This is a genomic window from Glaciecola sp. KUL10, assembly GCF_003203515.1.
In the GTDB taxonomy this organism is placed as follows: domain Bacteria; phylum Pseudomonadota; class Gammaproteobacteria; order Enterobacterales; family Alteromonadaceae; genus Glaciecola.
In genome coordinates, this window is sequence record NZ_BGNG01000003.1 from 324,893 (window position 1) to 348,436 (window position 23,544).

Below are 23,544 nucleotides of genomic sequence, written 5' to 3' on the forward strand. Positions count from 1 at the left end.
CCGCAAAAGTGTTGCGCAACTAAAGTATTTTTGTAGTGATGAGCACTTTGTAACTGTGTAAGGCTAATCTCTACTTTTTATTTTTAACAATAGAATTGATTGCTTCTAGAACACTTAAATGATTTTTATCGTCTGGTTCTAAATAGGTACCTTCTGCCCATTCATTCCAAGCGTTAATAAAAATGTACTCCGCCTCGTATTCATTTCTGGCCTTCGACAGTTTGATATCAAAATATTTAGAGAACTTTCGTACAGAACCACCCAATAAAATTGTTGCATTATTTGCTTTTCTAGCAGAGTTATCCCAATCGATAAAAGCACCTGGGAACGTCTTTTTGTCCCCTCTCGGCTTTTTATCTATTATCTTTCTCCAAATTGAATCATAGCTAAGGAGGTTGGGTTTAGACTTAGGAAAAAACAGCTTGAGTATACTCCCAACGCCTCGATTGAAGACTGATTTCTCCCAACGTATTGTATTCATAGGTTCAAACTCTATCACGGCACTCGTTTCGTTTGAACAAGGGCGGTTTTGATAGGTATTCATCATTTCAATAAAATAAATTCCTTTTAAACCATATTTTTCAATCGCTTGTTTGTTCATGTATTCTAGCATTATGTCACAGTTGGGAATTGTAGAGGTGCTATACACTGTGAATATCGGTTTACTCTCGAGTTTTGTATATCTTGGGTCTAAAAAAAATGGCATGAGATATTCGAGGTGAGCATCCCATTCATCATAACTACCATAATTCTGTTCAATCAACACATCTTTGTCACCACCAGTCCACGCTCTTGTCCAAGGTTCGTTTGCCCAACAAAAACTAAATGGCATATCTATATCAGGATTTGATAATAGAAGCTCAGCGGGCTTTTCGAGTAAAAGCTTTCCATTAAACCAGTAGTGATAAAAACAAAAACCAGAGACCCCATAATTTTTTGCCAAAGAAGCTTGCCAGCGCAAAGTTTCAGGCTCAAGCAAATTATAAAAATTATTGTTTAGAGGAGTTCTAGGTTGATGATGCTTGGGAAATAATCGTTTTGCTTTTGTTGTATTTGTCCACTCTGTAAACCCCTCTCCCCACCACTTGTCATTTTCTGGAATACTATGGAATTGAGGTAAGTAAAAAGCGATTATTTGTGTATCTTTTTTCATAATGAGTTTCAACTTTGACTATCGATATTTTTAGGTAAGGAGATACGAAAACCAATCTGTTTATATTTAACCTCATTGTAATAACCAAAGCTCAAAACAATAGAGAGAAAAGCAAGAATTTTCGATAGAAAACGGTTATTCGAATTAAAAAGACTATTGATTCCTTCAAACTTTTCGATCTTAAATTGATGTTCCTTTAATGTTCGAAACAACGATTTAAAAGTAAAAAACCTCAGATGCGTACGATCCAAAACACCACTGTTCTCATATTGCCAATCTTTTAAAGCTACGAGCTTCATGTAGCTATTAAAATACATTACATTAGGGATTGAACCGATGAGACATCCATTTGGTTTAATTTTCTTCTTGATATCATCAAAAAATTGATCGTGATCTACCATGTGCTCAATGACATCATTACAAACTACCAAATCAAAATACTGGTTCGGTAGGCTTTCATTAAAATCGTCATAAAAACCACAAAAAACGTGGTCATACTTTGATCTTGCTCGCAACGCTGACTTTTCATTAGGTTCAATTCCCCACTTTTCTGCATTAGTTAAGAAAAGTGCACCGAATGCTCCTTCACCACAGCCTATTTCTAATACGGTTGCTACCTTATCAGGAATGAAAGAGTTCATTTCAATTCTTTCTGAACTTCGGTACAAGGGATCTTGGTTATCTTCCATAATTTACTCTCTTATCTTCTTCTGCTTTCTCAAGGCTAATTGGCTTTGGGACGAAAAAAGATTTTCGAAAAAACATCAATATTAAGTTTCAAAAATAGAAAATCATTAATCAAACACTTCAATTTCAATATATACCACAAGCCCCATTTTTGAGAGAACACTGTATATCCATCGATCATTTTTGGGTTTTCGAATAGCCAAGTGTGCTGTTTACTTCTTAGGTACCAAGGTAATTTATCTCTGGACAAATTATGTGAAGCAAGTGTAACTTTTTTAGAAACCTTTTTGTGCTCTAAATGAGTAACGTGTGAATCAAAGGCTAGCGCATGTTTGATAGAATGAGCTCGCAAGGTCATCGCGTAATCATTGTCCGCAAAATAAAAGTCAAAACGCTCGTCTAATGGATAAATCTTTTTCATAGCTGCACTGTTTACTAAAATACACCAGCCGGACAAGGCTTGTCTCGGCGTGTATCCCATCAGGAGTGATTTATTTGGATACTTATCCTTCAAGTAATTTTGACTATTACACGATTCACAGGATGGGCTCCAGCTATGAATTGATGGGTTTGCTCTAACTAGACCAAACAAGTTCTCCATCCAACCTTTGTTAAACAGTACGTCATTGTTACACAATAAATACCAATCTGCGTCTATTACTTTTATAGCTAAATTCAAAAACTTATTAAAATTAAAAGGGCTTTGGGGGCATAGTAATTTTGTCACCCCTTCGTAAAAATACTCCGAGTTTTGATTACTCTCAACGACAACGATACTCAACTCAAACTCAGCAGAGCAAGTTTCTTTCAAACTATTTACAGCCTCTTGCGTCATGGTATGAATGTCATCATTAACTGTATTTGTTAAGAACACACAAGAAATTTTCACTATTTTAGACCCTTTAATTCCGCTATAAGGTGAAGGGAGCGTATCTATGCAGTTTGAAGATAAACTCAAAATTCATAGTTAAACATCTCTATATCTTTATGGTAAATATGCAAAACTTTATCTCTCGCGTCAGGCGAGTATGCCAGTCGATAACTCCCTTTATTTGAAGCATTCACCTTCTTGAGTGTACAGTCTATATTTAATTTATTACAGACTGTTTGAAAATCATCATTCAAAGTTTCAAACCGTCCCACATAAGTAACGCCCAAATTACCCTCAGCATCTACCAAAAATTTATATTGAGGTATAAAGTGCATAAACTCTTGAATTACGCCTTGCTGCAGACCGTTTAACACAAAGTCCTCAAAGCCATTAAATTGTTTGACGTATTTATCAAAGAAAACTCTATCAACACCGTTTAAGTTCTCACCAGACAAATATTGGTAAGCAGAATAAACTCGATCCCAAGGATTTCGAACGAAAGCAAATGAAAAGGCTCTTTTTGAAAATGCATAATCACGTTTCAAATACCAAGTATATGGAACATGACCAAAGACTTCCTCAAAGCCACTCTGTACCATACTGCTCCCTGCCGTTCTCGGTACGTGAATAAAAATAATTTTCTTTTCAATTATAGTTTGAGGAATATTAAGTCTTATTACGCTTCGTTTAACATCTAACCATGTTTTGATAAAATCTTTTTTATCACGCAGGTAAGTATACAACCAGTGCGATTTAACTCTGTTCTGCCTCACACTTAATTCCACTTCAGAATAATCAAAAAACGTATCTTTTAAAAAAGCTTGCGTGATTTCGTTTTGCTCTGCACTCCACTTCGCTTTAAAGACCTTGGCACCTTGTACTAGTTTTTCAGTTCTTTTCTTACCAATAGTAGAGCCGCATAGATGCTCGATTTTATCAGTATTTCTGGCTTGACCAAGCTTAAACCCAAGTAGTAAGGCCCTTAGACAATAATCATCGTCACTATAGTAACCATTGGAAAAAGATGGGTCTAAAAGACCTATTGCCTTTGCTGTTTCTCTGCTAAACAACGCGCAAGAAAACTCAAGCCGTTTAACTAACTGATACTCACTTCGTCCCTCTGGCATTTCGCTAGGACCAAAATAACCAACAATTTCAACTTTAGAAAGAAGTTGATTTAACCGATGCAACCACTTCCCGTTAACATACACATCATTATTAAATAATAAAATACTATCGCAATCATCTTGACTAATAGCAAAAGATAAGCCCTTATTGGTAGAGTCTAAATAACCTTGATTGCTATTATTTTCTATTAGAATGTACGAAGTCTTTGACCTTAAATAATCACTTGTTTCATTGTCACTTCCATCATTGACACAGACTACTTTAAAAAGGGGATTTTGCTGTCTATATTTATCAAGCGCATCAAAACACCTCTGAGTAGTTTCTAAATTGTTGAAAACGGGAATAATAATATAAATATATGCCATTACTTTAAACCAACTTGGTGAGTCGCTAAAAACTGCTTAAGACGACGGCTGTAAACCCCCTTGGCATAACGATTACTGCCTATAAAGTGAATTAATTCATAGCTACTCTGGTTGAACCCTTTGATCCACGGGAAACCAAAATTTTGATACTCAGGCCATGGTAGAGCTTCACTTGGGTCGCACAAAGAAATCATCACGTTGCTAGAGAGCTGTTCGGATCCCCACTGCCGCCATTTATTCTCGCCAAGATTCGATTCCATTTCATGTGAAAAAGATGAAAGGCTTTCTCTTAAATTACACCCCTTCGGAAATCCAGCAAAGGCAGAGCACCCTCTTATATATTTATTCATTTTTATGCTTCGCAATTGATCAAAGAGTGATTCAGCCATTACTTGAACATGCTCTCCATTCCAACTGCGAGCAAGGTTTGACATTTCTACAGGACTAATTGGCTTCTGCCAATGCTCTCCAACAATTGTAAACGCCTTATTGTGTAGGATGTTTTCACGTACTTGCTTTAACCCCCCAGAGCTAAAGGTGTCACTATCAACTTGAACAACGTATGAGTTTGCACATAACTCGAGAATATGACACAGACGTTCCCATGTTCCCCCACTAGGACAACCCTCAAGATTAATTTTGTTTATGTGAGTGAGGTTTGGGTTGTCAAAAGTTCTATTTAAAAGTGCTTTATCTTTTTCAGTTAAAGAGCCGTCATCTAAAAGCTCCAACTTAACCTTAAGGCCAATCGATTCTATAAAGCTTACAAGCGCCATCACTCCCATATATATTGCAGAATGATGAAGTTGTGAGACAACAGTTACGTCGAAATCAACTTTCGATAAATTTCCAAGTTCAAATTTGCACTTTTCAATTTTTCTACTATTAAATCTAAACTGCTTTTGTCTAATATTGGTTAGTGCATCATTGACAATTTTAAACACGCGTTCCACCTTTAATGGGTTTGACATGCGCAGCAAAAGGCTCTTTGATTGCGTTGAAGCGTATTGCTAGTGCAATTAAAAGAAGTGTCATTTCGTTATAAGCAACACTTAACGCTGCTCCTGAAACTAAATAACACACAAGCGCAAGCCGGAGATAAACACTGGCTTCAGATAGCCAATCGGATTTGTTATTTGGTATTGAAAGTTTCGTATAAGACTTAAATCGCCGGTAGGCCGTCATTATTATGCCAAAAAAAGAGGAAAAAAGCCAACAAAACCCAAATCGCCCAAAACTTGAAAATATATACTGTGCGCAACATGCCCCTTTGTAGGGTACGGAGATGGAATAAAACTCACAAGGTTCCAATATCCCATAACACCCTGCCATACAGGCCCATATGCGACAGAGTCAAATCCAGCTCCCCATATGGGAGATTGTATTGCAAGTAAAATACTTAGTTTCCAAGCGATAAGTCGCCCTTGGAATGAGCTATCTTCATTCGCTTCTGTGATTGTTTGCATCCTGTCAAACCATTCGTCATCCAATAATCCAAGTGCGAAAACACCAAGAATTAATGCAATTGTTGAGAGTAGGAACTTATGCTTGCTTTTTAAAAAATAAAAACCAAATAGCACAAGCAAGCCCAGCAGCCCTCCCCTTGAGTCACTACCCAATACAAAGATAATGCTGGAACAAATTGCACCAATTAAACCTAACACGAATATTTTAGAGTTTTTGTGTTGAGAAATTAAATATAGGCACATTGGAATAGTCATCAATGTAGCAAAAGCCGAAAGATTATTATCATTAAATGTAGAACTCATTCCGTAGACAACGTGGTTTCCTCCGCTTACCGCAACTTTGATACCCTGTTTGGCGGCTGTTGCAGCCACGGACAAAACACAAGCCCACATTAGAGCCTGCAAGTGAAGCTTTGAATTGACAATCAGCGAAGCAAAAATTAAGAATAACAGTGACTTAAAAAGAGTAGTGTAACCGTCGTGGACCAAGACATCGAGACTGTTGTGAAAAATGGATGATAAGGTCGCAATTAAAAAAAGAAAACCAGTAAGGTGTAAATCGAATCTTTCTTGACTACAGGTTTGTTTTTCATTATTAAATACCCTCCCATAGTGCATAAAGCAAATAGGAAATTCCAACGAATACTTGTCGCGAACCCATATGTCCATGTTTGAATTGGTATTAATGAAGTAAAAAGCCACAAACTCAAGCCTATAAACGGCTTTCTAATCGCGGCAAAAACCAGATAAGGAAGCAATATCAAAAGAACTATATCACGCATCTTTATTTTTCAACTCTTGATGTAGTCTTACCTTGATGTTTTTCTTTTCCTTTTTGTTCTTTATCGTCTAATTTCATTGCTTGCCAACACAGATAAGGGAGGAGCACAAAAACAATTAAAAACACAAAATTGTCGATCATATTAGCGCTCCTCTAAAAACGACTCAAAAAAGTTAAGAAATTGATTATTATTTGCTTCGATAGGCGAATTTTTTGTTTTGTTTTTAATACTTCCATGTAATGTATTATTTTCAAACACTATATTGTCACTTTCAAGAGCAACATCCACTCCTAAAGAGTTCAATAGGACGTTGTTTTTAATAGTTATGGAATCGGAGTTGTTCACGTAAATAGATACGTCAGTTAAACAATTCATAATTAAGTTATTGTGCATGTTGCCGTTTTGGTGTTCGAATTCACACTGTTCAGATTGGCAAAAGTCGACGCCGGTTCCACCGCCACCAAAAGATAACCCGACCCGAGTGTCACGTATAGAATATATAGGAACATTGTAACTGCATGCCACTATATTTCCTTCGAACGAGCCAAGTCGCCCACCGCCCTTTAAAAACGCACCATATGCTACTCCATTGCCTAATTCTTTTGAAAAATCTGCTATAAAGTTGTCTTTTATCTTCCAAAAATCTCCGCCAACAATATCGAGCGGAGTAACAGGTAGGCCTGTGTTTCTTGGCCATTCGTTGTAAAACCGGTTGTTTAGCACGGTCACAAAATCAGGAAACTTGGTTGTCCCAATTTTATCAATCACACCGCCATTACTTTTTATAGCAGCATTAAAATTAACAAAATCATTATTAGTAAACGTGACGTTGTCAGCATCGCCCTTAAGGTGAAAGGCATGCTCACAGTGAGAATCGATATCGCAAATGCCTTTAAATATAATGGCGTCAATATGCCAATTTTGAGTTCTGATCTCGAACCCAACCATCTTGTCTAGTTCAAACACTACATTGCCGCTTCTAACCCCAGTTATTACAATTGGGAGTGAGGACCGCTGACTGCTGAGCACAATCGGGCGGCCTTCAAATTTATAAACCCCAGGGGCCACAACGATACTTTGACCTGCTTTTGCATTGTCCAACGCATTTAAAAACTCTTCGGCGGTAGCGACATTCACTTGTTCAAAAGCTGAAAAGCTTTGCTCCAATCTCTCAAAGTTCGAATAGAGTTTATCTACAATTTCAACTGATGTAGCGGGTAGAAAAGGAACAGACCTCAAAGCATCATTAACTATCGAGTAAATTGAGTGTCTAAATCCGCTTTGTTTAGGGGTATTTAGTTCAAAGTATTTTGCTCCACCTACAAGCAACCTTGCAATATTTTGTTGATATTGCCACCCGAGAAAAAGGGTGATACACAAGCAAATCGAAAAGATCAATAATAGACGCTTGATCATTCAAACAGCCCTAGATGAGCAGCTTGTAACAAACCTAAGGTAGGAAAGGCGTCGTCTTTTAGACCAATAGATTTGCGGGATTCGAAATGAAAATTATCTTCTTTGTTTATTCTATTCACATCCCAAAAACTGCCAATTATCAAGTTATTATTTATTTCGACAGACAAATTAGGCAAGTTATCTCTTATCCCAAGTAAAATATTCCCATTCGGACGCTCCGCAAGAATCACACTGTTACGAACATTAATTATTTGGCGCCTTTGTCTGCCAATATTCTCTAATCCAAAACCAATCAATTGGCTATTAACAGTGTTACGCCCCTGATACAAAACCGATCCAACAATTTCGAACTCTCCACCCGATGAAATATCAAACAATCGGCTGTCATCTGCGTCACCAGAGCTAATAATAGAATCTATAATACGCGTGACTTTAGAACGACTTTTCACAGCATGTGCTTGATCTTTACTGCCAATAATCTTCGTGTTTATTATTGTTAGCATTTCTCCATTAGAATACACAGAGTGCGCTCTACCTCGATTACCTAGCGCTTCAAATCTGCTATTTCGAATAGTCAATGAACCTGTGTTTCCAGCTTGTAAGACACCCTGTTCAGAGTTGTGGAAATAAACATTGTTTAGAGTCAGGTCACGTCCTTCTTGTCTAATACATGCGCCATTTTGGTCTCTAACTCTAACTTGGGAGCACTCTACATCCTCAATTAATACGTTATTGCCTTTCACCACGAAGGTGGCTTTTCCCTCTTTGGTAGCTGCGACAAAATGCGCCCCCATTCCAGATAAAACGACATTATCGTGTCTAATTATGATGCCAACACTATACAGGCCAGGCCCCAAATAAATTCGGCTGCCGGGCTTGATGTGAGTTTCAACTTCTTCGAGAGAGTTTATAATTTTTCCATCTACAACAATTTGATTGTTTTTAAGCGCAAAATCATCTGACTTTGTAAAAAGCTAAAAAGCAAAAAGGTAGTTATAGAGACTAACCTGATCATTATTCACATTCCGCAAATAGGGAAACAATTTGAGAAGCGTTGGCTTGCCAAGTAAGCGACTTTTGCTCAATGGTAAGCGCAGCGTTGCAACCCAATTCATTGCGCAAGTTCTCATCTTTACAGAGACTTTTTATCGCAAGTTGAAGTGCCTCTGAATCATCACTATTAAAAAGCAGTGCATTGTAATTATTTGTGAGCAACTCTTTGATGTTAGGAGCGTCAGGAGCAATGATTGCTTTACCAGTAGCCATATATTCAAGCATTTTCAGCGGGGAGGCGTAGTGTGTTACATCTGGTTGAAGTGCAATATCAATGATGTTTAGCCATTTGAACATTTCATCTCTTTCAACAATACCTGACACGTAGAGTTTTTCCTGCATACCTAAGGTTTGAGCTTGTGCTTCCAGCTTTTCGACTTCGGGTCCATCACCCACTATTAATAATTTGCACGAAACCTCTTCTAGCTCTTTCATTAAACTTAAGACTCGATCCAATCCGTGCCATGCTCTCACAAATCCCACAAATCCAATGACTATACTTTCATCTTTATCATAATTATCAGGCTTTGATAGGCTGTCAGAAAAACGCTCATGGTTAATCCCATTTGGGATCACAACTATTTGTGATTCGGGTACATCAAGCTCTCTCGCATAATCAGCTAGCACGTCAGTCACTGGTAAAATCTTGTCAGCATGACGCCAACAATATGCTTGACTCCACTTGGCTAGCCCATCTAATGCAATGCCGTCATATTTCTTACGTTCTTCGTATATAGGCGCGTTGACTTCGAGTAAGAATGGCAAGCCAAATAAATTTTTTGCCCAAATTCCTGCCGGCAAAAATAAATTATAACGTTCATAAATAGCATCTGGCTTATATCGGATAATTGCGATACTTAATTTTATAAATGCGTAAAACGCGTACGTGAACTCCGCTAACTCATAAAGCCATTGTGGAAGTTTAGACTTCAGCGTATCGACAAAACCACCGTCACTGCCAAACTCGCTGTTTTCAGCTACTTTTGGCGCCACCAAAATGATTTCATGTCCCTGTAGCTTTAAGGCATTAATTATTTCCTCAACGTGCACATATTGACCATCTTTTGATGCAATGCGGTGGTGATATAAGATTTTCATTTCAAGACTTTCTCTGTGCCATTATTGCTTCAAAAATAGTGTGTTGCCCCTTACTAGTTGAATACCAGTCAAACTGTTCTGCATATTCTCGTGTGCATTGCCGACTTGGATACTCGGCCAAGAGCGCCTTAACACCTTCTGCAATAGCTTTTGAAGAGCGTTCCACTAATAAACCAGCAGTTTTACTTTGAACCACCTCAGGTGTGCCCCAAATATTCGTCGCGACGACAGGTGTTCCACATGCCATGGATTCTAATAACACATTAGCCCATCCCTCTCGGCTAGATGCAAGCACTAAGGCATCACTGATTTGATAATACCGCCTCAACGTTGTCTGGTCGAGCGACCCTAAAAACACAACTCTATTTTCGAGCCCTAATGCTGCAACACTGGCTTGTAACTTGTATTCATCTGGACCATTTCCTGCGATAAACAGGACAGCATTAGGGAGATACTTCAGCGATTCAATGACTAAATAGTGCCCTTTTCTTTCAATTAACCAGCCTACTGACAACAGAATATATTGATCTGGCCCTATTTCGAGGTTTAGGTGTTTTCTTGCTTGTGCTCGTTTGTCTTCGTCTATTATAGAAAAGAATGTTAAATCCACTCCATTTCTAAGCGTGACCGGCTGCTTCGCGCCTAACTCATTTAACCTATCGGTCAAGGCTTGGCAAACCGCGATTGATTTCTCAGCTCGGCCAATTGCCCACTTAATCATTTTTTGCGGTAAAGCCATATCCGCGATTAAATTAATATCAGTTCCGCGTGAGGTGCAAGTAAAAGGCAACTTAAAAAACATCGCTACGATTGCAATAGCAACACCGTCTGGGTAGAAGTAATGCCCGTCAATTAAATCTGGCTGTAATCCCTTTCGTTTAAGTTTAGCTAAACAAATAATCAATGACACTGCCATAAAAAACGGTGTTAATAACATGCCAACTTTTGGAATCACCAAATATCGCGGGTGATAAATGTTGACGCCATGCCGAACTTCAGCATGTTTGACATCGACGAACTTAGCATACTCTTTAAACCATTTAGACTTGAGAGGAAACCAAGGCACTGGAGCAATAACCGTCGCTTGGATATCAGGAAAGTGCTTTTGTAAATGACGAAGTCTATTTTCTACAAAAATACCGTGTTTAGGATCTTCGTTATTTGGATACAGACTGGAGATTGTTAAGATATTCAAAAGTACACTCAGGCGCGCGATGCTTTCAATTTTGCATCACTGCAAATAACGTTAGAAAGCATGAATAAAGACCAAAGTGCATCTGAATGATCATGGTTACCCTTTTTGTGATTAGCCAATAAAATATCAATTTTTTGGACATCAAACAAAGCCTGATTGACAAAGTCAGGCTCATTAAGTGCAGATTGAAGCTTCTGATATAGAGGCTCTCTTAACCATTCAGCCAGAGGAATACTAAAGCCCATTTTTTCTCTATACAGGTTATCTTCAGAAAGGTGCGGCTCCAGCGCTTTTTTTAGCCCTGCCTTACCATTTTTGCCTTTTAGTGAAAATGTCGTTGGCAAGGCAAAAGCCCATTCTATAAAGGTATGGTCTAGCATAGGCACCCTGACTTCCAAACTATTTGCCATGCTAGCCCTGTCTACTTTGGTTAATATATCCCCTGGCATCCATGTTTTGAGATCTAAGTATTGTGCTTCTTTAATGGGATCTGAAAAGCTTTTCCCATTAACAAGATCTTTGAATACTTGCACCGAGCAATAATCACCGAGCTTTTGTTTAAAACTTGAGGAATATAGTGATTTGCGTTCGTCTAAACGAATCTTACTAATACTATTTAAATACGCTTCACTGTGACTTAACGCGAGTGACTGAAACGTTGTTTTTGCTCTAAGGAATCTAGGAGCCCAATCTAATTTGGGGTAAAGAAAAGCAAGTGGCTTAAAAATCACTCTGCGCAACCACAGAGGAAGCTTTTCTCTTACTTTCGATTCATTTGCATGTAAGCGGTATCGACGGTAACCAACAAATAGCTCGTCGCCACCATCGCCTGACAAGCAAACCGTCACTTTTTTTCTAGCGGCTTCACATACTTTAAAAGTAGGTAAAGCAGAACTATCAGCGAAGGGTTCATCATACATTTCAGCAAGGCGATCAACGATTTCAAAGCTTTCATGATCGACAACTTCTAAGGTGTGGTTTGTTTGATAACGTTTAGCAACGATATCTGCAAACTCAGATTCATTTACTTCAGGAACGTCAAACCCAATTGCAATTGAGTTAACTGGCTCATCTTGTAATTGAGACATCATCGCAACGACTGCGCTAGAATCAACACCGCCGGATAGAAAGGCCCCAAGAGGGACTTCAGACATCATTCTTAGGTCTGTCACTTGTTTCAAACGGCTTATTGTCTCTTCGTCACTTGGCGCTTCAAATTCTGCATCACCATGAGGTACATCCCAATACTCAACTGGATTGATCTCTTTTGTGCTTGAATCGACTAAAAAATAGTGGCCGCTACATAACTTATTTGAATGCCTGTATAAGGTCTTAGGTTCTGGCACATAACCAAACGTCATATAATCTTCAATCGCCTTAGGGCACATATCAAAATCAAAAGACGGATGGGCTTTGAGCGCTTTTAGTTCAGATGCAAAAAACAGCGTGTCATCTATTATCGTATAAAAAAGTGGTTTCTCACCTATGCGGTCTCTCGCGATAAATAGCACTTGCTCCTGCTTGTCCCATATTGCAAATGCAAACATACCGTTTAAATGCTCTAAACACTCTTTACCCCACGCATCATAAGCATTCAGGATTGTTTCGGTATCACTATGAGTTTGGAACTGATAACCCCGTTTTTCGAGTGTTTTATTGACACTTAAATAGTTATATATTTCACCATTAAAGACCACCACGTAACGGTTGTCTTGGCTATGCATCGGCTGCTGCCCTGCGCTAACATCTATGATCGATAGTCGTCGATGCGCCAAACCAACTTGATTGTCAAAGTAAAAACCATCAGCGTCCGGGCCTCGATGTGCGATTTTCGCATTCATTTCCTTCAATATTTCAGGCGTTGCTTTAGCTTTTTTGCTTAATAAAATATAACCGCTTAAACCACACATCTTTAAATTCTACTTTTATAAATTGAAAGGTATTCGTTATTCATTTTTGCTTGACTAAATCGCTCGATAACACGTTCTCGTGCAGCACATCCCATCTGCAAACATGTTTGTCTATTTTCGAACAAATATAGAAAGCCCTTAGCAAGCGCTTCAGAATCATTGGGCGGAACAAGATAAGCGCAATCATCGTTAACTACCTCAGGTATGCCACCGACATTTGTCGATAATATAGGCAGACCTGTCGCCATTGCTTCAAGCATTGACATAGGTGTTCCTTCGGCATCCGACGATAATACGAAAGTGTTGAATTGTTGATAGACGCAAGGCATCTCCGAACGCGCCCCCCACATCTCTACACTATCGGACACAGATGAATTTTTAATTAAAGTGCATAAGCTCTGCTTTTCGTCACCGTCTCCTACAAGTACCAAGCGGCAGTGCTTTGAAAATGCTGAAGATAACTTACATGCTCGGGCAAATGCCCTGATTAGATTGGCCTGATTTTTGATACCATCCAACCTCGCAACATGCCCAAAGGTAAACCTTTTCAGTGGCTCGGGGTTAGTTTTCTTCAGGGGCAAAAATACCTCTGTGTTTATGCCGTTATATATAAGCTTGGCTTTTCTATCGGGAATCTGTACAGAAGACACTAACCATTGAAACAAGTCATTACTTACTCCAACGTGGTAATGAGTGAAACGAGAAAACAGCTTTCTCCACCAAATATATTTGCTATTTGTCCCATCCGGGTCAGCAAGATCTCTGCCGTGCTCTGCATGCAGTCGCGTTGGAATACCCAGTAACAAGCCAAGTAATTGAAATTCAATTGTCGCTAAATTATAGGTATGCAAAACATCTGGCTTTAATGCCCTTAGTGCATGATACATTTTCTTGAACGTGTTTATGCGTTGGCCATCCAACCTGTTGAGCTCTATTATATCAACAGGCTTTGAAATTGACTTAACAAACTCTTTATCAGCTGAAGTCAGACAAACAATCGAGTGCTTTATTTCGCTTGGCATTGTCGCAATTGTATTTTTAATTATCTGCTCTAACCCACCCACGCTAAATCTATAAACAACATGCGTAACATGCAAAGGCTTTGAACATTTAACATCATTTGACATCAGCTAAGCCACCGCGTTTCTCGAATTCAAATAATGAACTAATATCATCTAAATCCTCAGATGCGATAGCTATCAAGTGACCACTGCCTCGGTGACCAGCCAACTTACTTTTCGCTTGAGCAATTTTGGTAGACAATGATCCTGAAAACCGCTTTTCATCAACACTAAACCAATAAAAGAGCTCTACTTGTTTCCCTGACACATCAACTATGCTCACGCGGTTAACCTTTCCAAAAGGAGTTTGCTCTACGCTGGCGTTTTTTCGGGTATAAATATCGATGTTAAAATATCGATTAAGGCCACTAACCAACTCATGCTCATTGTTATCCGCATGATAATAAGCCACGTAGATATCGTGCCCGTTGAGTTTACCCGACCATGTTTCATGAGGGCTTGCCATCATTGGCGCCCATGTCATTAACTCTGGTTTTGCGTCTGGGTACTTGCTAATCGCATTCGATAAAACATCAGTGGCATCAGTTCGTTCATAACTGTTGATCATATGCGTATAAATAGGAAAGCATAAAGATATTATGACAAGCATAAATATAGGTTTGAGCGACATCGTACTAAGCTCACCATCTTTTTCATCAGGGTGAACTGAGATCAATGTTTTCTCACGGCCTAACTGCCCCAACCCAAATAATAAAAGCAGTACAAAAGCGAAAAAGAACCATCCGTATACTAAATGATCTGCACCAACAGCATGTTCCATGTTCGTAGAATATCCGATTGCAACAATACCAAAAGCACGAATACCATTGGCTATTATTGGTACTATTATTGACACTGCTATAAAACCATAAAATTTCCATTTTGTTTTATAATTTAAATAGGAAAACAGTGTTCCCAATGCAAAAGCCGCAATAAGAAAGCGGATTCCGGCGCAAGCCTCGGCCACCAAAAAGGTGCCATTTGGCACGTATAAATATAATCCGTCTCGGTAAATTGGGATCCCAAATAAACGCACTAGCTCTACCGTCATATATGCAGTTATATCCTGCAAAGCGGGAACTAACTCCTCTCCAAAAGGGACAGCAAATCCTAAAAACAAAACAGGGAACCAAAACCGTCCTACAAAGTCATTGCCAAAGCAAAGCCAAATTATACTCACTAGTCCTATGAATGCTGCTCCATGAGTAACCAAATTTAAACCGAGAAGCTCTCCTACAAGATTCAAACAGAAAGCAAATAGTAAAGGCATAGCCATTCGGTAATTGGGCGCGAAACTTACCAAACGCAGTTCTTCTCGCCGTTCGTAAACTAAGTAAAGAGAAAGAGGTAAAATAAAAAAGCAGTGTTTATATGTTTCTGAGGAGAGCCAGACATCTACCGCACTGGATAAAGCTCCCCAAAACGCAAATAGCCAAATTGAAACGAATATAAGAAACTGAATCAAAATCTGCTTCTTTTTGTCCATAAGTGCGTTCATTGTTGAACTCCCTGTTCAATTAAATCCCTGAACTTAGACATTTCAGTCTCCCAAGAAAAGTGTTCTTGTACATATTGACGATTATTGGGAAAACATAATGCGAAGTCGCCATTGAGCGTCTGAGAAATGCGCGTTGCCATATTATCAGGAGAATCTTCGATCCAATATCCTTCTTGCGATTCGCTTTTTACGCCTTCGGCAGCCATACTTGTAAGTACAATTGGCTTAGACATGGAGAGGGCTTCTAGTACTTTATTTTGAATCCCTCGCGCGATTTGAAGAGGAGCAACACTCAAAGCTGTTTTCGCGATATATGGTCGCACATCTTCAACTCTTCCGGTAACCACGACATTATTGAGACCGTCCAATTTTAAAATCTCAGCGGAAGGCTTTGAACCTACCACATAAAAAACCGCATCAGGATGATGCTCAATGATCTGTAACCAAACATTTTCAACAAACCAGACAACAGCATTGACGTTTGCCCAATAATCCATAGCCCCCGTAAAGGCAATTGATTTTTTATTGATGATCAGCGCATTATTGACAGCAGTTTCTTCATCAAAATATTCTGTATCTACGCCATTTCTGATACCAAAAACCTTTGAGCGAGTACTATTTGGTAGCATGCTTCTAAACATTAGTGCTTCATCGTCTGATACAAAGCAGCTTGCAAAGGATTTTTCTGCAATATAACACTCATACTTTGCGAGCAGTCTCGCTTCTCTATTGTAAAACCATGATTTTATTCCGGTTTTGTTTCTAGCATACTGCGCCCATTTATCAGAATCCACATCCACGAAATCAACAATTGTTTTGGCGAGCATATCGTTAAGTGGTTCAACATATTGAGCCATTGCTCCTGAAAAAACCAAACAGCGTTGAATATTTTCATCCTGCACTTTTTGTTTTACCCAAGCACTTAGGTTGTGATCAGAGTAATAAGGGATAGTAATGGCTTGATTAGTCAAAAAGCCTAAAAGGCCTTTTATTTTAGACCATGATTTATTTTGCTTTATTGTTTTAAATGACGCACACCAATTTGATAGCTCATCTTTGTATTGCTCATCGCTAGGATCGTCAATAAAAGTCGCTAAATGGACTTCGTAATGTGAGCTCAAAGCTTTCAGCATATTAAAAGAGCGAATTTTATCCCCCTTATTAGGAGGATAAGGAATCCGATGAATAAGCAATAAAAGCGATGGCTTTGACGATTTCACATTTAACCCAAATATTTTGAAAGGTAGGGACCAACTAATTTAGAAACCCAGAGAGGTAACTTTTGCCAAATTGATATCAATTTCTGATATTTAGGGTTATTAGGGTTTAAGTTAGGAAGTTGCTCTGACTTAACTAAATGATAGTAGTGATACAATGGCTTAGGCTCTATCCCCCATGTTCTTTTATACTTAAATGCACCTGAGTCGTTTTTACTGCGCCCAAAGTCAAAGCGTTTCTTATCTCTTTTAGCCGCGTGACACATTAATTTATAGTACATATTATCGTTACTTTTCACCTGGCGGGCTTCAGCTAATCCACCACCATAATATGGCATGACCATATCTTTGTAATAAAAACTCATTACACTTGATAAAGCTTTATCACCCGAGTAAATCGTCAATATATCTACATTTTCGCCAAATTCTTTTACCAATGCATTAAACAATGATTTAGAGAAAACAGGCGTTCCCAAATTGCGTACGCTTGTCGCATAAATCTGGTAAAGACAATCAACATCTTGGTTGACTCTGCAAGACAGGTTATTCTTAAGTGAATGACGCACTACTGCACGTTGTTTTTTCTTAATTGCAGTCAGGATATCGTCTTCATTACTAGCAATATCCGTCTCAAAATAACTATGGACAGACTTTTCAACAAAACCATTTTCAATCAGTTGTTGCTGTTGGGTCTGGTAACGCAATTCTACATAGTCTACCGCTAAGCTTGCGCCCATTTCTTTCGCTTTGTTTTCTAATGCTCGTTGCACTTCAGCAGAGTCAGCTAACGCACCACCATACATACAAAATGGTGTAGATGTTAGCGTGTGACCAAACAATCGACTTTTCATCTCCACCAAAGGAAGAACGCCATTAATATTACCCGCAGAATCAACGCTTTTTAAATAATGCGCTTTGTGCCCAATGGCATCAACAATAACATTTCGCCATCCAAATAGATGGCAAAATGAACCTTGAATATGCCTATCTACATACGAGTCCCATGCGACCGAATCATCCTTTTTGGCATCTACTATCATATTATGCGAACACTTCTATTTGGATAGATAAAGCTCTTGCATACTGGTCCATTTATAATCCTTTAATAGTTTTTTAAGTTTCTTTTCCATCACGTTTAAATTTACATAATGTCTCAATTTGGACTTAAATGGCGCGCCTTTTACACGAGGTTGTTCAGGATCTATTTCCCACGGATGGAAATAGAAGTTGTAGGGTTGTTCGGTATCCATCATATATTTTTGTATGCGTCTGGAGGACAACCAATATGGATAAAGTCTAAAATAACCACCGCCTCCAATACCAATATTTTTGCCCTTTTCTTGAATAGTAGGCACAGGGATTTCAAATATTCCCTCTTTCCTCACATGCGGAAACCTAGGCCAATCAGGCACACCATATAAATCATGCTCAATAGGATAGGTGCTAGATGAGTACTCAAACCCAAGTTCAACCAAAATATCAAACACCCATTCATTAGATGTATCGACTGAAAAGCTAGGCGCTCGATACCCTTTAACGGGCTTTCCCGAAACTTCTTCAAGAATATCTTTTGACCGTTTAATATCTTCCTTCACTTCAGAGAAGGTCATAGTGTTAGTGCGTTTATGATTAGACCCATGACTACCGAGCTCGTGCCCTTCATCAACTATTCTTTTGACAACATCAGGACAGTTTTCAGCCACCCAGCCTAGTGTAAAAAAGGTCGCTTTTACTCCGTGTTCGTTGAATAGATCTATTAATCGATGGGTATTATCACCAACGCGGGGCGTCAACGTTTTATAATCGCTTGGAGTAAAGACCGACTCGAATGCGGATACGTGAAAATAGTCTTCAACGTCAACCGTCATTGCATTTATTCTCTCATCTAAAAAACTCATTAATTATCGACCCTTACCAAATAATACGATTTCAACTGTTCGTATAAGAATCAAAATATCGAGCAAGAGACTCTGATGCTTTACGTAAAACAAATCAAATTTTAATTTTTCTAATGAATCCTTCACACTTGCGCCATAAGGGTAATTTAATTGCGCCCATCCAGCGAGTCCCGGCTTTACATTATGTCGTTGATTGTAATAAGGGACTTCTTTCACTAATTGTTGAACAAATTGAGGCCGCTCAGGCCTCGGACCGACAAATGACATTTCACCTTTCAAAACGTTAAATAGCTGTGGTAGCTCATCTATTCTGTATTTGCGAATAAAGTTGCCGATGGAAGTTACTCTATTATCGTCTTTACTTGCCCATTTTGCGCCATCTTTCTCAGCATCAGGCCTCATGCTTCTGAATTTTAATATATTGAAAAGCTTACCATCCTTCCCAACTCGTTCTTGCTTGTAGAATACAGACGCACCGGTTCTTCGACCATCATCCAAGTATATAATGAGTGAGGTCACCAACATTATTGGCCATGTGAAAAACAAAATAATCATGCTTAGTGAAATGTTCAAAACGTTATCAAGTGACTCTCTAATGCTATGCTGAGAATGAAAGCCTTTTGAGTAGATCACCCAACTTGGGTACATTAACTCGACGACAATTTGCCCTATTTCGCGTTCCATAAAATCGAGTAGGTCGGTCACTTCAATGCCTTTTAACCTACAATCAAATAAAATGGACACGGGAAGCGTTCCTCGGCGCTGGTCACAAGCGATAACCAATTCTTCAATATCGTTGTCGATTAAAAACTGACGAAAAGAATCATCAATTTTAGCGTGAATAATCCTTTCATTTTTAATTCCGTTTTCGCGGTCATCTCCAGCGATAGGAACAAACCCGACTAACTCAAACGCAATTCGGTCAACGTCTCTGCGCATGCGAGTTTCAATTATCGACGCTCTTGTGCCAGCACCCAATACTAAAATTCGAGTTTTGCCCATACCGACGATGCCAATACGGTCGATGAAATATCGAAATAAAACCAAACTAATCAGATTTAGTGCAATACATAGAGGAATATAGATAGCAGGCATCGCGCTATCGGTAAACAAGAACCCGCTGATGATAAAAACAAGCAAACATGTTAAACCAAGGCTAACAAATAAGCGCCTAACAATTCCTCTAAAAGTCTCTCTTAATTTCGACTCATAAAGCCCCACTGATAGGCCACAAATTAAGGCGGTAACGGTAATGATTAAAATGTTGACTACAAGCGTGTCTGAGCTTGGCTTAGCGGTAACTTGTAAGTTTGTTAGCAGGAAGTTAGCGATGTAACACACGTATGCTATTAAAAGACTTTCCACAAAAACTAATGCGTTTAATCTGTTGCTTTGTCGTCGTTTACTTTTCGCCATGCTTTTTGAAGTATCCTAATAAACTGAAAAACTGCCTTGTTACACTATACCTTCACGCAAATTTAGTAGTAAACTTAGAAGGAAGAGCACATATTATAATTGGAATATGCGTTGGGTAAACGTTTGATTTTAATATTCATACTTTTATTCGTTAAATCATCTAGTAGATGTTAGGAAATTAGGGAATGATAAAAAGGTTTTACAGTGTCAGTATTTCGTGTTTGGTTGCAATATTTGCGCTTGGGGCTTGTAGCAGCAATTCGCTTCCACAAGCGACAACAAGAGCGTCACTCACCACTGACGTTGATAAATACGAGTATCTTATAGGGCCTGGTGACCAACTTACGATTTTTGTATGGCGAAACCCCGAAATCTCTGGGAGCTTTATTGTGCGACCAGATGGTAAAGTCACCACTTCATTGGTCGAAGACATTGAAGTTGCAGGCAGAACACCCACTACGCTTGCTAGAGAACTAGAAGAGCAACTTTCAACATATATCAACAACCCGAGAGTCACCGTAAGCGTCACGGGCTTTGCTGGCCCTTTTAGTGAGCAAGTTCGAGTTATTGGCGAAGCGACAAACCCCAGGGCAGTAAATTATACACAACACATGACCCTTTTAGATCTAATGATTGCTGTTGGCGGATTAACTGAGTTTGCCAACGGAAATAATGCAAAATTGGTAAGGGTGATTGAGGGCAAGCAAAAAGTTTTTGAAATAAACATTGCTGATTTGATTAAAGATGGCGATATAAAAGAGAATATCGATATGTTGCCTGGCGACATTGTAATTATACCAGAAGCCTGGTTTTAAGAGAGTCGTACTTTAATGCAAGATTTACAACAGACCATTAATATGGTCTTGGACTATGTCCGAGCGATATGGTTAAAGAAGCGTTACATCATTATTTGCTCATGGCTAGTATGCCCCTTGGGCTTTATTTACACGCTCAGTCTTCCTGATGTGTATAAATCAGAAGCACAAGTTTTTGTCGACACAAGGTCGATGTTACAACCAATTCTTGCAGGGTTAACAATAAGAACGAACCCTGAACAAGAAATTCAGATGATGGCGAAAACGCTTAAAAGCAGGGAAAATATAGAGACGATTGCTAGAGAATCGGATCTAGATATCACTGTTACCACGGATGAGGATTACAATAGGCTAATTACAGAGTTGACGTCGAATATCAATCTTGTATCAACGGGCCGAGAAAATATTTACACCATCAGCTATCAAAACGAGCGTCCAGAAATGGCGCGTACAGTTGTTCAAGAAACACTCGATTTATTTGTTGAGGGCTCTCTTGGTAATAATAGACGAGATACCGATTCTGCAAATAGATTTCTAGACGAACAAATTGCTGAGTACGAAAACCGTTTAGCTGAAGCTGAACAACGACTGGCTGATTTCCAAAGGCAGTATAACGATATACTTCCGTTGCAGGGAACCTTTTACAGTAAAGTACAGGCATTGCAATCACAGTTGGAAGCCACCCAATTGGAAATGAAAGAACTCACCCAACAAAAAGCCGCGTTAGAAAGTCAAGCAGAGGGTAGAAAAGCCGCATCGGATTCATTAGGTGTAACCAAAGGGCAAGAGGAAAATGTAATTCGAACGCGCTTCGATGATCGAATCTTAAGCCTTGAGAGCAACCTTGATCAGTTGAAGTTACGATTTACTGATAAGCACCCTGATGTTATTGAAACAACAACACTTTTAGATAACCTCAAAGCGGCAAGAGAAAAAGAAATAAATGCGTTTTTAAATGCAGACAGTGAAGCGGGCGACGCGCCGGTAAGCAACCTGGATAGGTCCCTCAAGCTAGAGGTAGGAAAAATTGAAGGGCGATTAGCATCGCTCGCCGTTAGGGAAGCAGATTTCATCGCTAAAATCGAGGACTTACAATCTAAAATCGATTTGGTCCCTCAGATTGAAGCTGAAGCGACCTCTCTCAACCGAGACTATGGCATTACAAAAACAAATTATGAACAATTGCTGAGACGCCGTGAATCTGCCGAGATATCAAGAAGAGCCGATGTTTCATCTGAAGACTTACAATTTAGAATTATCAAGCCACCTTTGGTACCTGACCGTCCTACCGGACCTGCACGCCTACTTTTTTATACTGGTTTCCTGATCATTGGCTTTGGAATGGGCGTAGGCATATCATTTTTAATCAGTTTACTCAATCCTGTACTTGTTAGAGGACAGCAATTGTCAGAAATGACAGGCTTTCCAATTTGGGGAGTCGTCACTCACTTAGAGTTGTCAAAAGTAAAACGAACAAACAAATTTAGAATTGCAGTATTTTTAGCTTCAAGCGGAGCAATTTTTGCTATGTATGCAATCTTAGTGACTGCGGATTTCTTGAATATCAAGCTAGCTGAGAGGATATTAGGATTATGAGTAATACCATAGAAAAAGCCTTACAGCGTAAGAAAGCAGCAGAGCTTGAAGCCAAAAATATACAACAAGACAACGACGGTACTTCTGATATCGAAGAGAAGGAAAGTGCTGCGCCTGTGGGGGCAACTAGCACACCAGTAAATACTTCTCCCCCACAAAACAATGCCAATAGGAAGTGTATTGACATTGATGTAGGGGCTTTGGAAAAAGCAGGCTTCGTGACTTTGCATACTGCAAGAACGCAAATCAATGAAGAGTATAGAGAGATAAAACGTAAATTACTGGCAAATGCGTTTGGCGCACTTTCTCAAACTATTAATAATAGCAATATTATCATGGTTACTAGTGCTCGCCCGTCAGAAGGTAAGACATTTACAGCGGTGAATTTGGCAATGAGCATTGCTGCAGAACAAGACAAGAGAGTATTACTTGTCGACGCAGATGTACTCAAGCCCAATGTTTTGAAGACCTTTGGCGTAAACGAAAGATCGGGATTGATCGAATACTTATTGGGGGAAGTAGGTGAGCTGGGTGATGTGATGTATCATACTAATATCGAAAAGCTGACAATTATTCCTGCTGGTAGGTCACATCATTTATCAACAGAGTTGTTAGCCAGTAAAGTGATGCATGATACGATTAATGAATTCTCTAATCGCTATCCTGATCGAGTTGTAATAATCGATACACCTCCTATCATAGGCATAAATGAATCTGCGATACTCGCTAACTTTGCGGGTCAAGCTGTAGTAGTGGTTGAAGAAAATCGCTCGAAACTAACTGATTTACAAAGATCAGTCGAACGACTCAACCCTGAAATGGCGATTGGCTTTGTCGTTAATAAGGCACTCAATAGCTCTGAGTCAGTTGGTTATTACGGTTATCATTACTATGGGTATGGCAAAGGAAAGTAACGCTT

The 23,544-nt window shown here is 39.1% G+C and carries 22 protein-coding genes; 3 read left to right on the forward strand and 19 right to left on the reverse strand.

All coding sequences use genetic code 11. From position 1 onward, the window contains the following. Window positions 1–70: 70 nt before the first annotated feature. The 19 genes from KUL10_RS07660 to KUL10_RS07745 form a co-directional block, all read right to left on the reverse strand. Window positions 71–1,153 carry a glycoside hydrolase family 99-like domain-containing protein gene (locus KUL10_RS07660; RefSeq protein ID WP_110428319.1) on the reverse strand — a complete coding sequence of 361 codons (1,083 nt, stop codon included), beginning with the start codon at window positions 1,151–1,153 and terminating at the stop codon, window positions 71–73. An 8-nt stretch (window positions 1,154–1,161) separates the two neighbouring features. Beyond that, complete coding sequence (locus tag KUL10_RS07665) at window positions 1,162–1,842, reverse strand: bifunctional 2-polyprenyl-6-hydroxyphenol methylase/3-demethylubiquinol 3-O-methyltransferase UbiG (protein WP_110428320.1); 681 nt, start codon at window positions 1,840–1,842, stop codon at window positions 1,162–1,164. Window positions 1,843–1,877: 35 nt separating this feature from the next. Next, on the reverse strand, window positions 1,878–2,729 hold the full coding sequence (locus KUL10_RS07670) for a glycosyltransferase family 2 protein (RefSeq protein ID WP_110428321.1): 852 nt from the start codon (window positions 2,727–2,729) through the stop codon (window positions 1,878–1,880). 65 nt (window positions 2,730–2,794) lie between these two features. Further along, window positions 2,795–4,204, reverse strand: coding sequence for a sulfotransferase family 2 domain-containing protein (locus KUL10_RS07675; RefSeq protein WP_110428322.1), 1,410 nt, complete (start codon window positions 4,202–4,204; stop codon window positions 2,795–2,797). Then, a complete protein-coding gene (locus tag KUL10_RS07680; RefSeq protein ID WP_110428323.1) occupies window positions 4,204–5,148 on the reverse strand; it encodes a hypothetical protein in 945 nt (314 codons plus the stop codon). The genes KUL10_RS07675 and KUL10_RS07680 overlap by 1 nt, the downstream gene beginning before the upstream one ends. Continuing rightward, on the reverse strand, window positions 5,141–5,389 hold the full coding sequence (locus tag KUL10_RS07685; protein WP_110428324.1) for a hypothetical protein: 249 nt from the start codon (window positions 5,387–5,389) through the stop codon (window positions 5,141–5,143). The genes KUL10_RS07680 and KUL10_RS07685 overlap by 8 nt, the downstream gene beginning before the upstream one ends. A gap of 2 nt (window positions 5,390–5,391) precedes the next feature. Next, window positions 5,392–6,372: a putative O-glycosylation ligase, exosortase A system-associated gene (locus KUL10_RS07690; protein WP_110428325.1), complete on the reverse strand. Its 981-nt coding sequence runs from the start codon at window positions 6,370–6,372 to the stop codon at window positions 5,392–5,394. 82 nt (window positions 6,373–6,454) lie between these two features. Further along, complete coding sequence (locus tag KUL10_RS18610; protein WP_158525342.1) at window positions 6,455–6,592, reverse strand: hypothetical protein; 138 nt, start codon at window positions 6,590–6,592, stop codon at window positions 6,455–6,457. A 1-nt stretch (window position 6,593) separates the two neighbouring features. Next, window positions 6,594–7,868 (reverse strand): hypothetical protein, encoded by a 1,275-nt coding sequence (locus KUL10_RS07695; RefSeq protein ID WP_110428326.1) that lies wholly within the window; start codon window positions 7,866–7,868, stop codon window positions 6,594–6,596. Then, window positions 7,865–8,725 carry a hypothetical protein gene (locus tag KUL10_RS07700; RefSeq protein WP_110428327.1) on the reverse strand — a complete coding sequence of 287 codons (861 nt, stop codon included), beginning with the start codon at window positions 8,723–8,725 and terminating at the stop codon, window positions 7,865–7,867. Before KUL10_RS07700 ends, KUL10_RS07695 begins: the two co-directional genes overlap by 4 nt. Window positions 8,726–8,882: 157 nt before the next feature. Then, a complete protein-coding gene (locus KUL10_RS07705; RefSeq protein ID WP_110428328.1) occupies window positions 8,883–10,019 on the reverse strand; it encodes a glycosyltransferase family 4 protein in 1,137 nt (378 codons plus the stop codon). A gap of 1 nt (window position 10,020) precedes the next feature. Continuing rightward, the gene (locus tag KUL10_RS07710; RefSeq protein WP_110428329.1) at window positions 10,021–11,214 is read right to left on the reverse strand and encodes a glycosyltransferase family 4 protein; all 1,194 of its coding nucleotides are present in this window, start codon (window positions 11,212–11,214) and stop codon (window positions 10,021–10,023) included. An 8-nt stretch (window positions 11,215–11,222) separates the two neighbouring features. After that, window positions 11,223–13,124 (reverse strand): XrtA/PEP-CTERM system amidotransferase, encoded by a 1,902-nt coding sequence (locus KUL10_RS07715; protein ID WP_110428330.1) that lies wholly within the window; start codon window positions 13,122–13,124, stop codon window positions 11,223–11,225. A 2-nt stretch (window positions 13,125–13,126) separates the two neighbouring features. Beyond that, window positions 13,127–14,251: a glycosyltransferase gene (locus KUL10_RS07720; RefSeq protein ID WP_110428331.1), complete on the reverse strand. Its 1,125-nt coding sequence runs from the start codon at window positions 14,249–14,251 to the stop codon at window positions 13,127–13,129. Next, window positions 14,241–15,683, reverse strand: coding sequence for an exosortase A (xrtA, locus tag KUL10_RS07725; protein ID WP_110428332.1), 1,443 nt, complete (start codon window positions 15,681–15,683; stop codon window positions 14,241–14,243). The genes KUL10_RS07720 and xrtA overlap by 11 nt, the downstream gene beginning before the upstream one ends. Next, window positions 15,680–16,903, reverse strand: coding sequence for a TIGR03087 family PEP-CTERM/XrtA system glycosyltransferase (locus KUL10_RS07730; RefSeq protein WP_110428333.1), 1,224 nt, complete (start codon window positions 16,901–16,903; stop codon window positions 15,680–15,682). Before KUL10_RS07730 ends, xrtA begins: the two co-directional genes overlap by 4 nt. A gap of 2 nt (window positions 16,904–16,905) precedes the next feature. Continuing rightward, a complete protein-coding gene (locus tag KUL10_RS07735; RefSeq protein ID WP_110428334.1) occupies window positions 16,906–17,940 on the reverse strand; it encodes a FemAB family XrtA/PEP-CTERM system-associated protein in 1,035 nt (344 codons plus the stop codon). Between the two features lie 15 nt (window positions 17,941–17,955). Next, window positions 17,956–18,798 carry an XrtA system polysaccharide deacetylase gene (locus tag KUL10_RS07740; protein WP_110428335.1) on the reverse strand — a complete coding sequence of 281 codons (843 nt, stop codon included), beginning with the start codon at window positions 18,796–18,798 and terminating at the stop codon, window positions 17,956–17,958. A 3-nt stretch (window positions 18,799–18,801) separates the two neighbouring features. After that, window positions 18,802–20,214: a TIGR03013 family XrtA/PEP-CTERM system glycosyltransferase gene (locus KUL10_RS07745; RefSeq protein ID WP_110428336.1), complete on the reverse strand. Its 1,413-nt coding sequence runs from the start codon at window positions 20,212–20,214 to the stop codon at window positions 18,802–18,804. A 185-nt stretch (window positions 20,215–20,399) separates the two neighbouring features. Here KUL10_RS07745 and KUL10_RS07750 point away from each other — a divergent pair, with 185 nt between their 5' ends. From KUL10_RS07750 to KUL10_RS07760, 3 genes are read left to right on the forward strand one after another with little or no spacing between them, the layout of a single operon-like run. Further along, window positions 20,400–21,029 carry an XrtA/PEP-CTERM system exopolysaccharide export protein gene (locus KUL10_RS07750; RefSeq protein WP_110428337.1) on the forward strand — a complete coding sequence of 210 codons (630 nt, stop codon included), beginning with the start codon at window positions 20,400–20,402 and terminating at the stop codon, window positions 21,027–21,029. A 15-nt stretch (window positions 21,030–21,044) separates the two neighbouring features. After that, on the forward strand, window positions 21,045–22,625 hold the full coding sequence (locus tag KUL10_RS07755; protein ID WP_110428338.1) for an XrtA system polysaccharide chain length determinant: 1,581 nt from the start codon (window positions 21,045–21,047) through the stop codon (window positions 22,623–22,625). Further along, the gene (locus KUL10_RS07760; protein ID WP_110428339.1) at window positions 22,622–23,539 is read left to right on the forward strand and encodes an XrtA-associated tyrosine autokinase; all 918 of its coding nucleotides are present in this window, start codon (window positions 22,622–22,624) and stop codon (window positions 23,537–23,539) included. The genes KUL10_RS07755 and KUL10_RS07760 overlap by 4 nt, the downstream gene beginning before the upstream one ends. The last annotated feature ends 5 nt before the right edge of the window (window positions 23,540–23,544 follow it).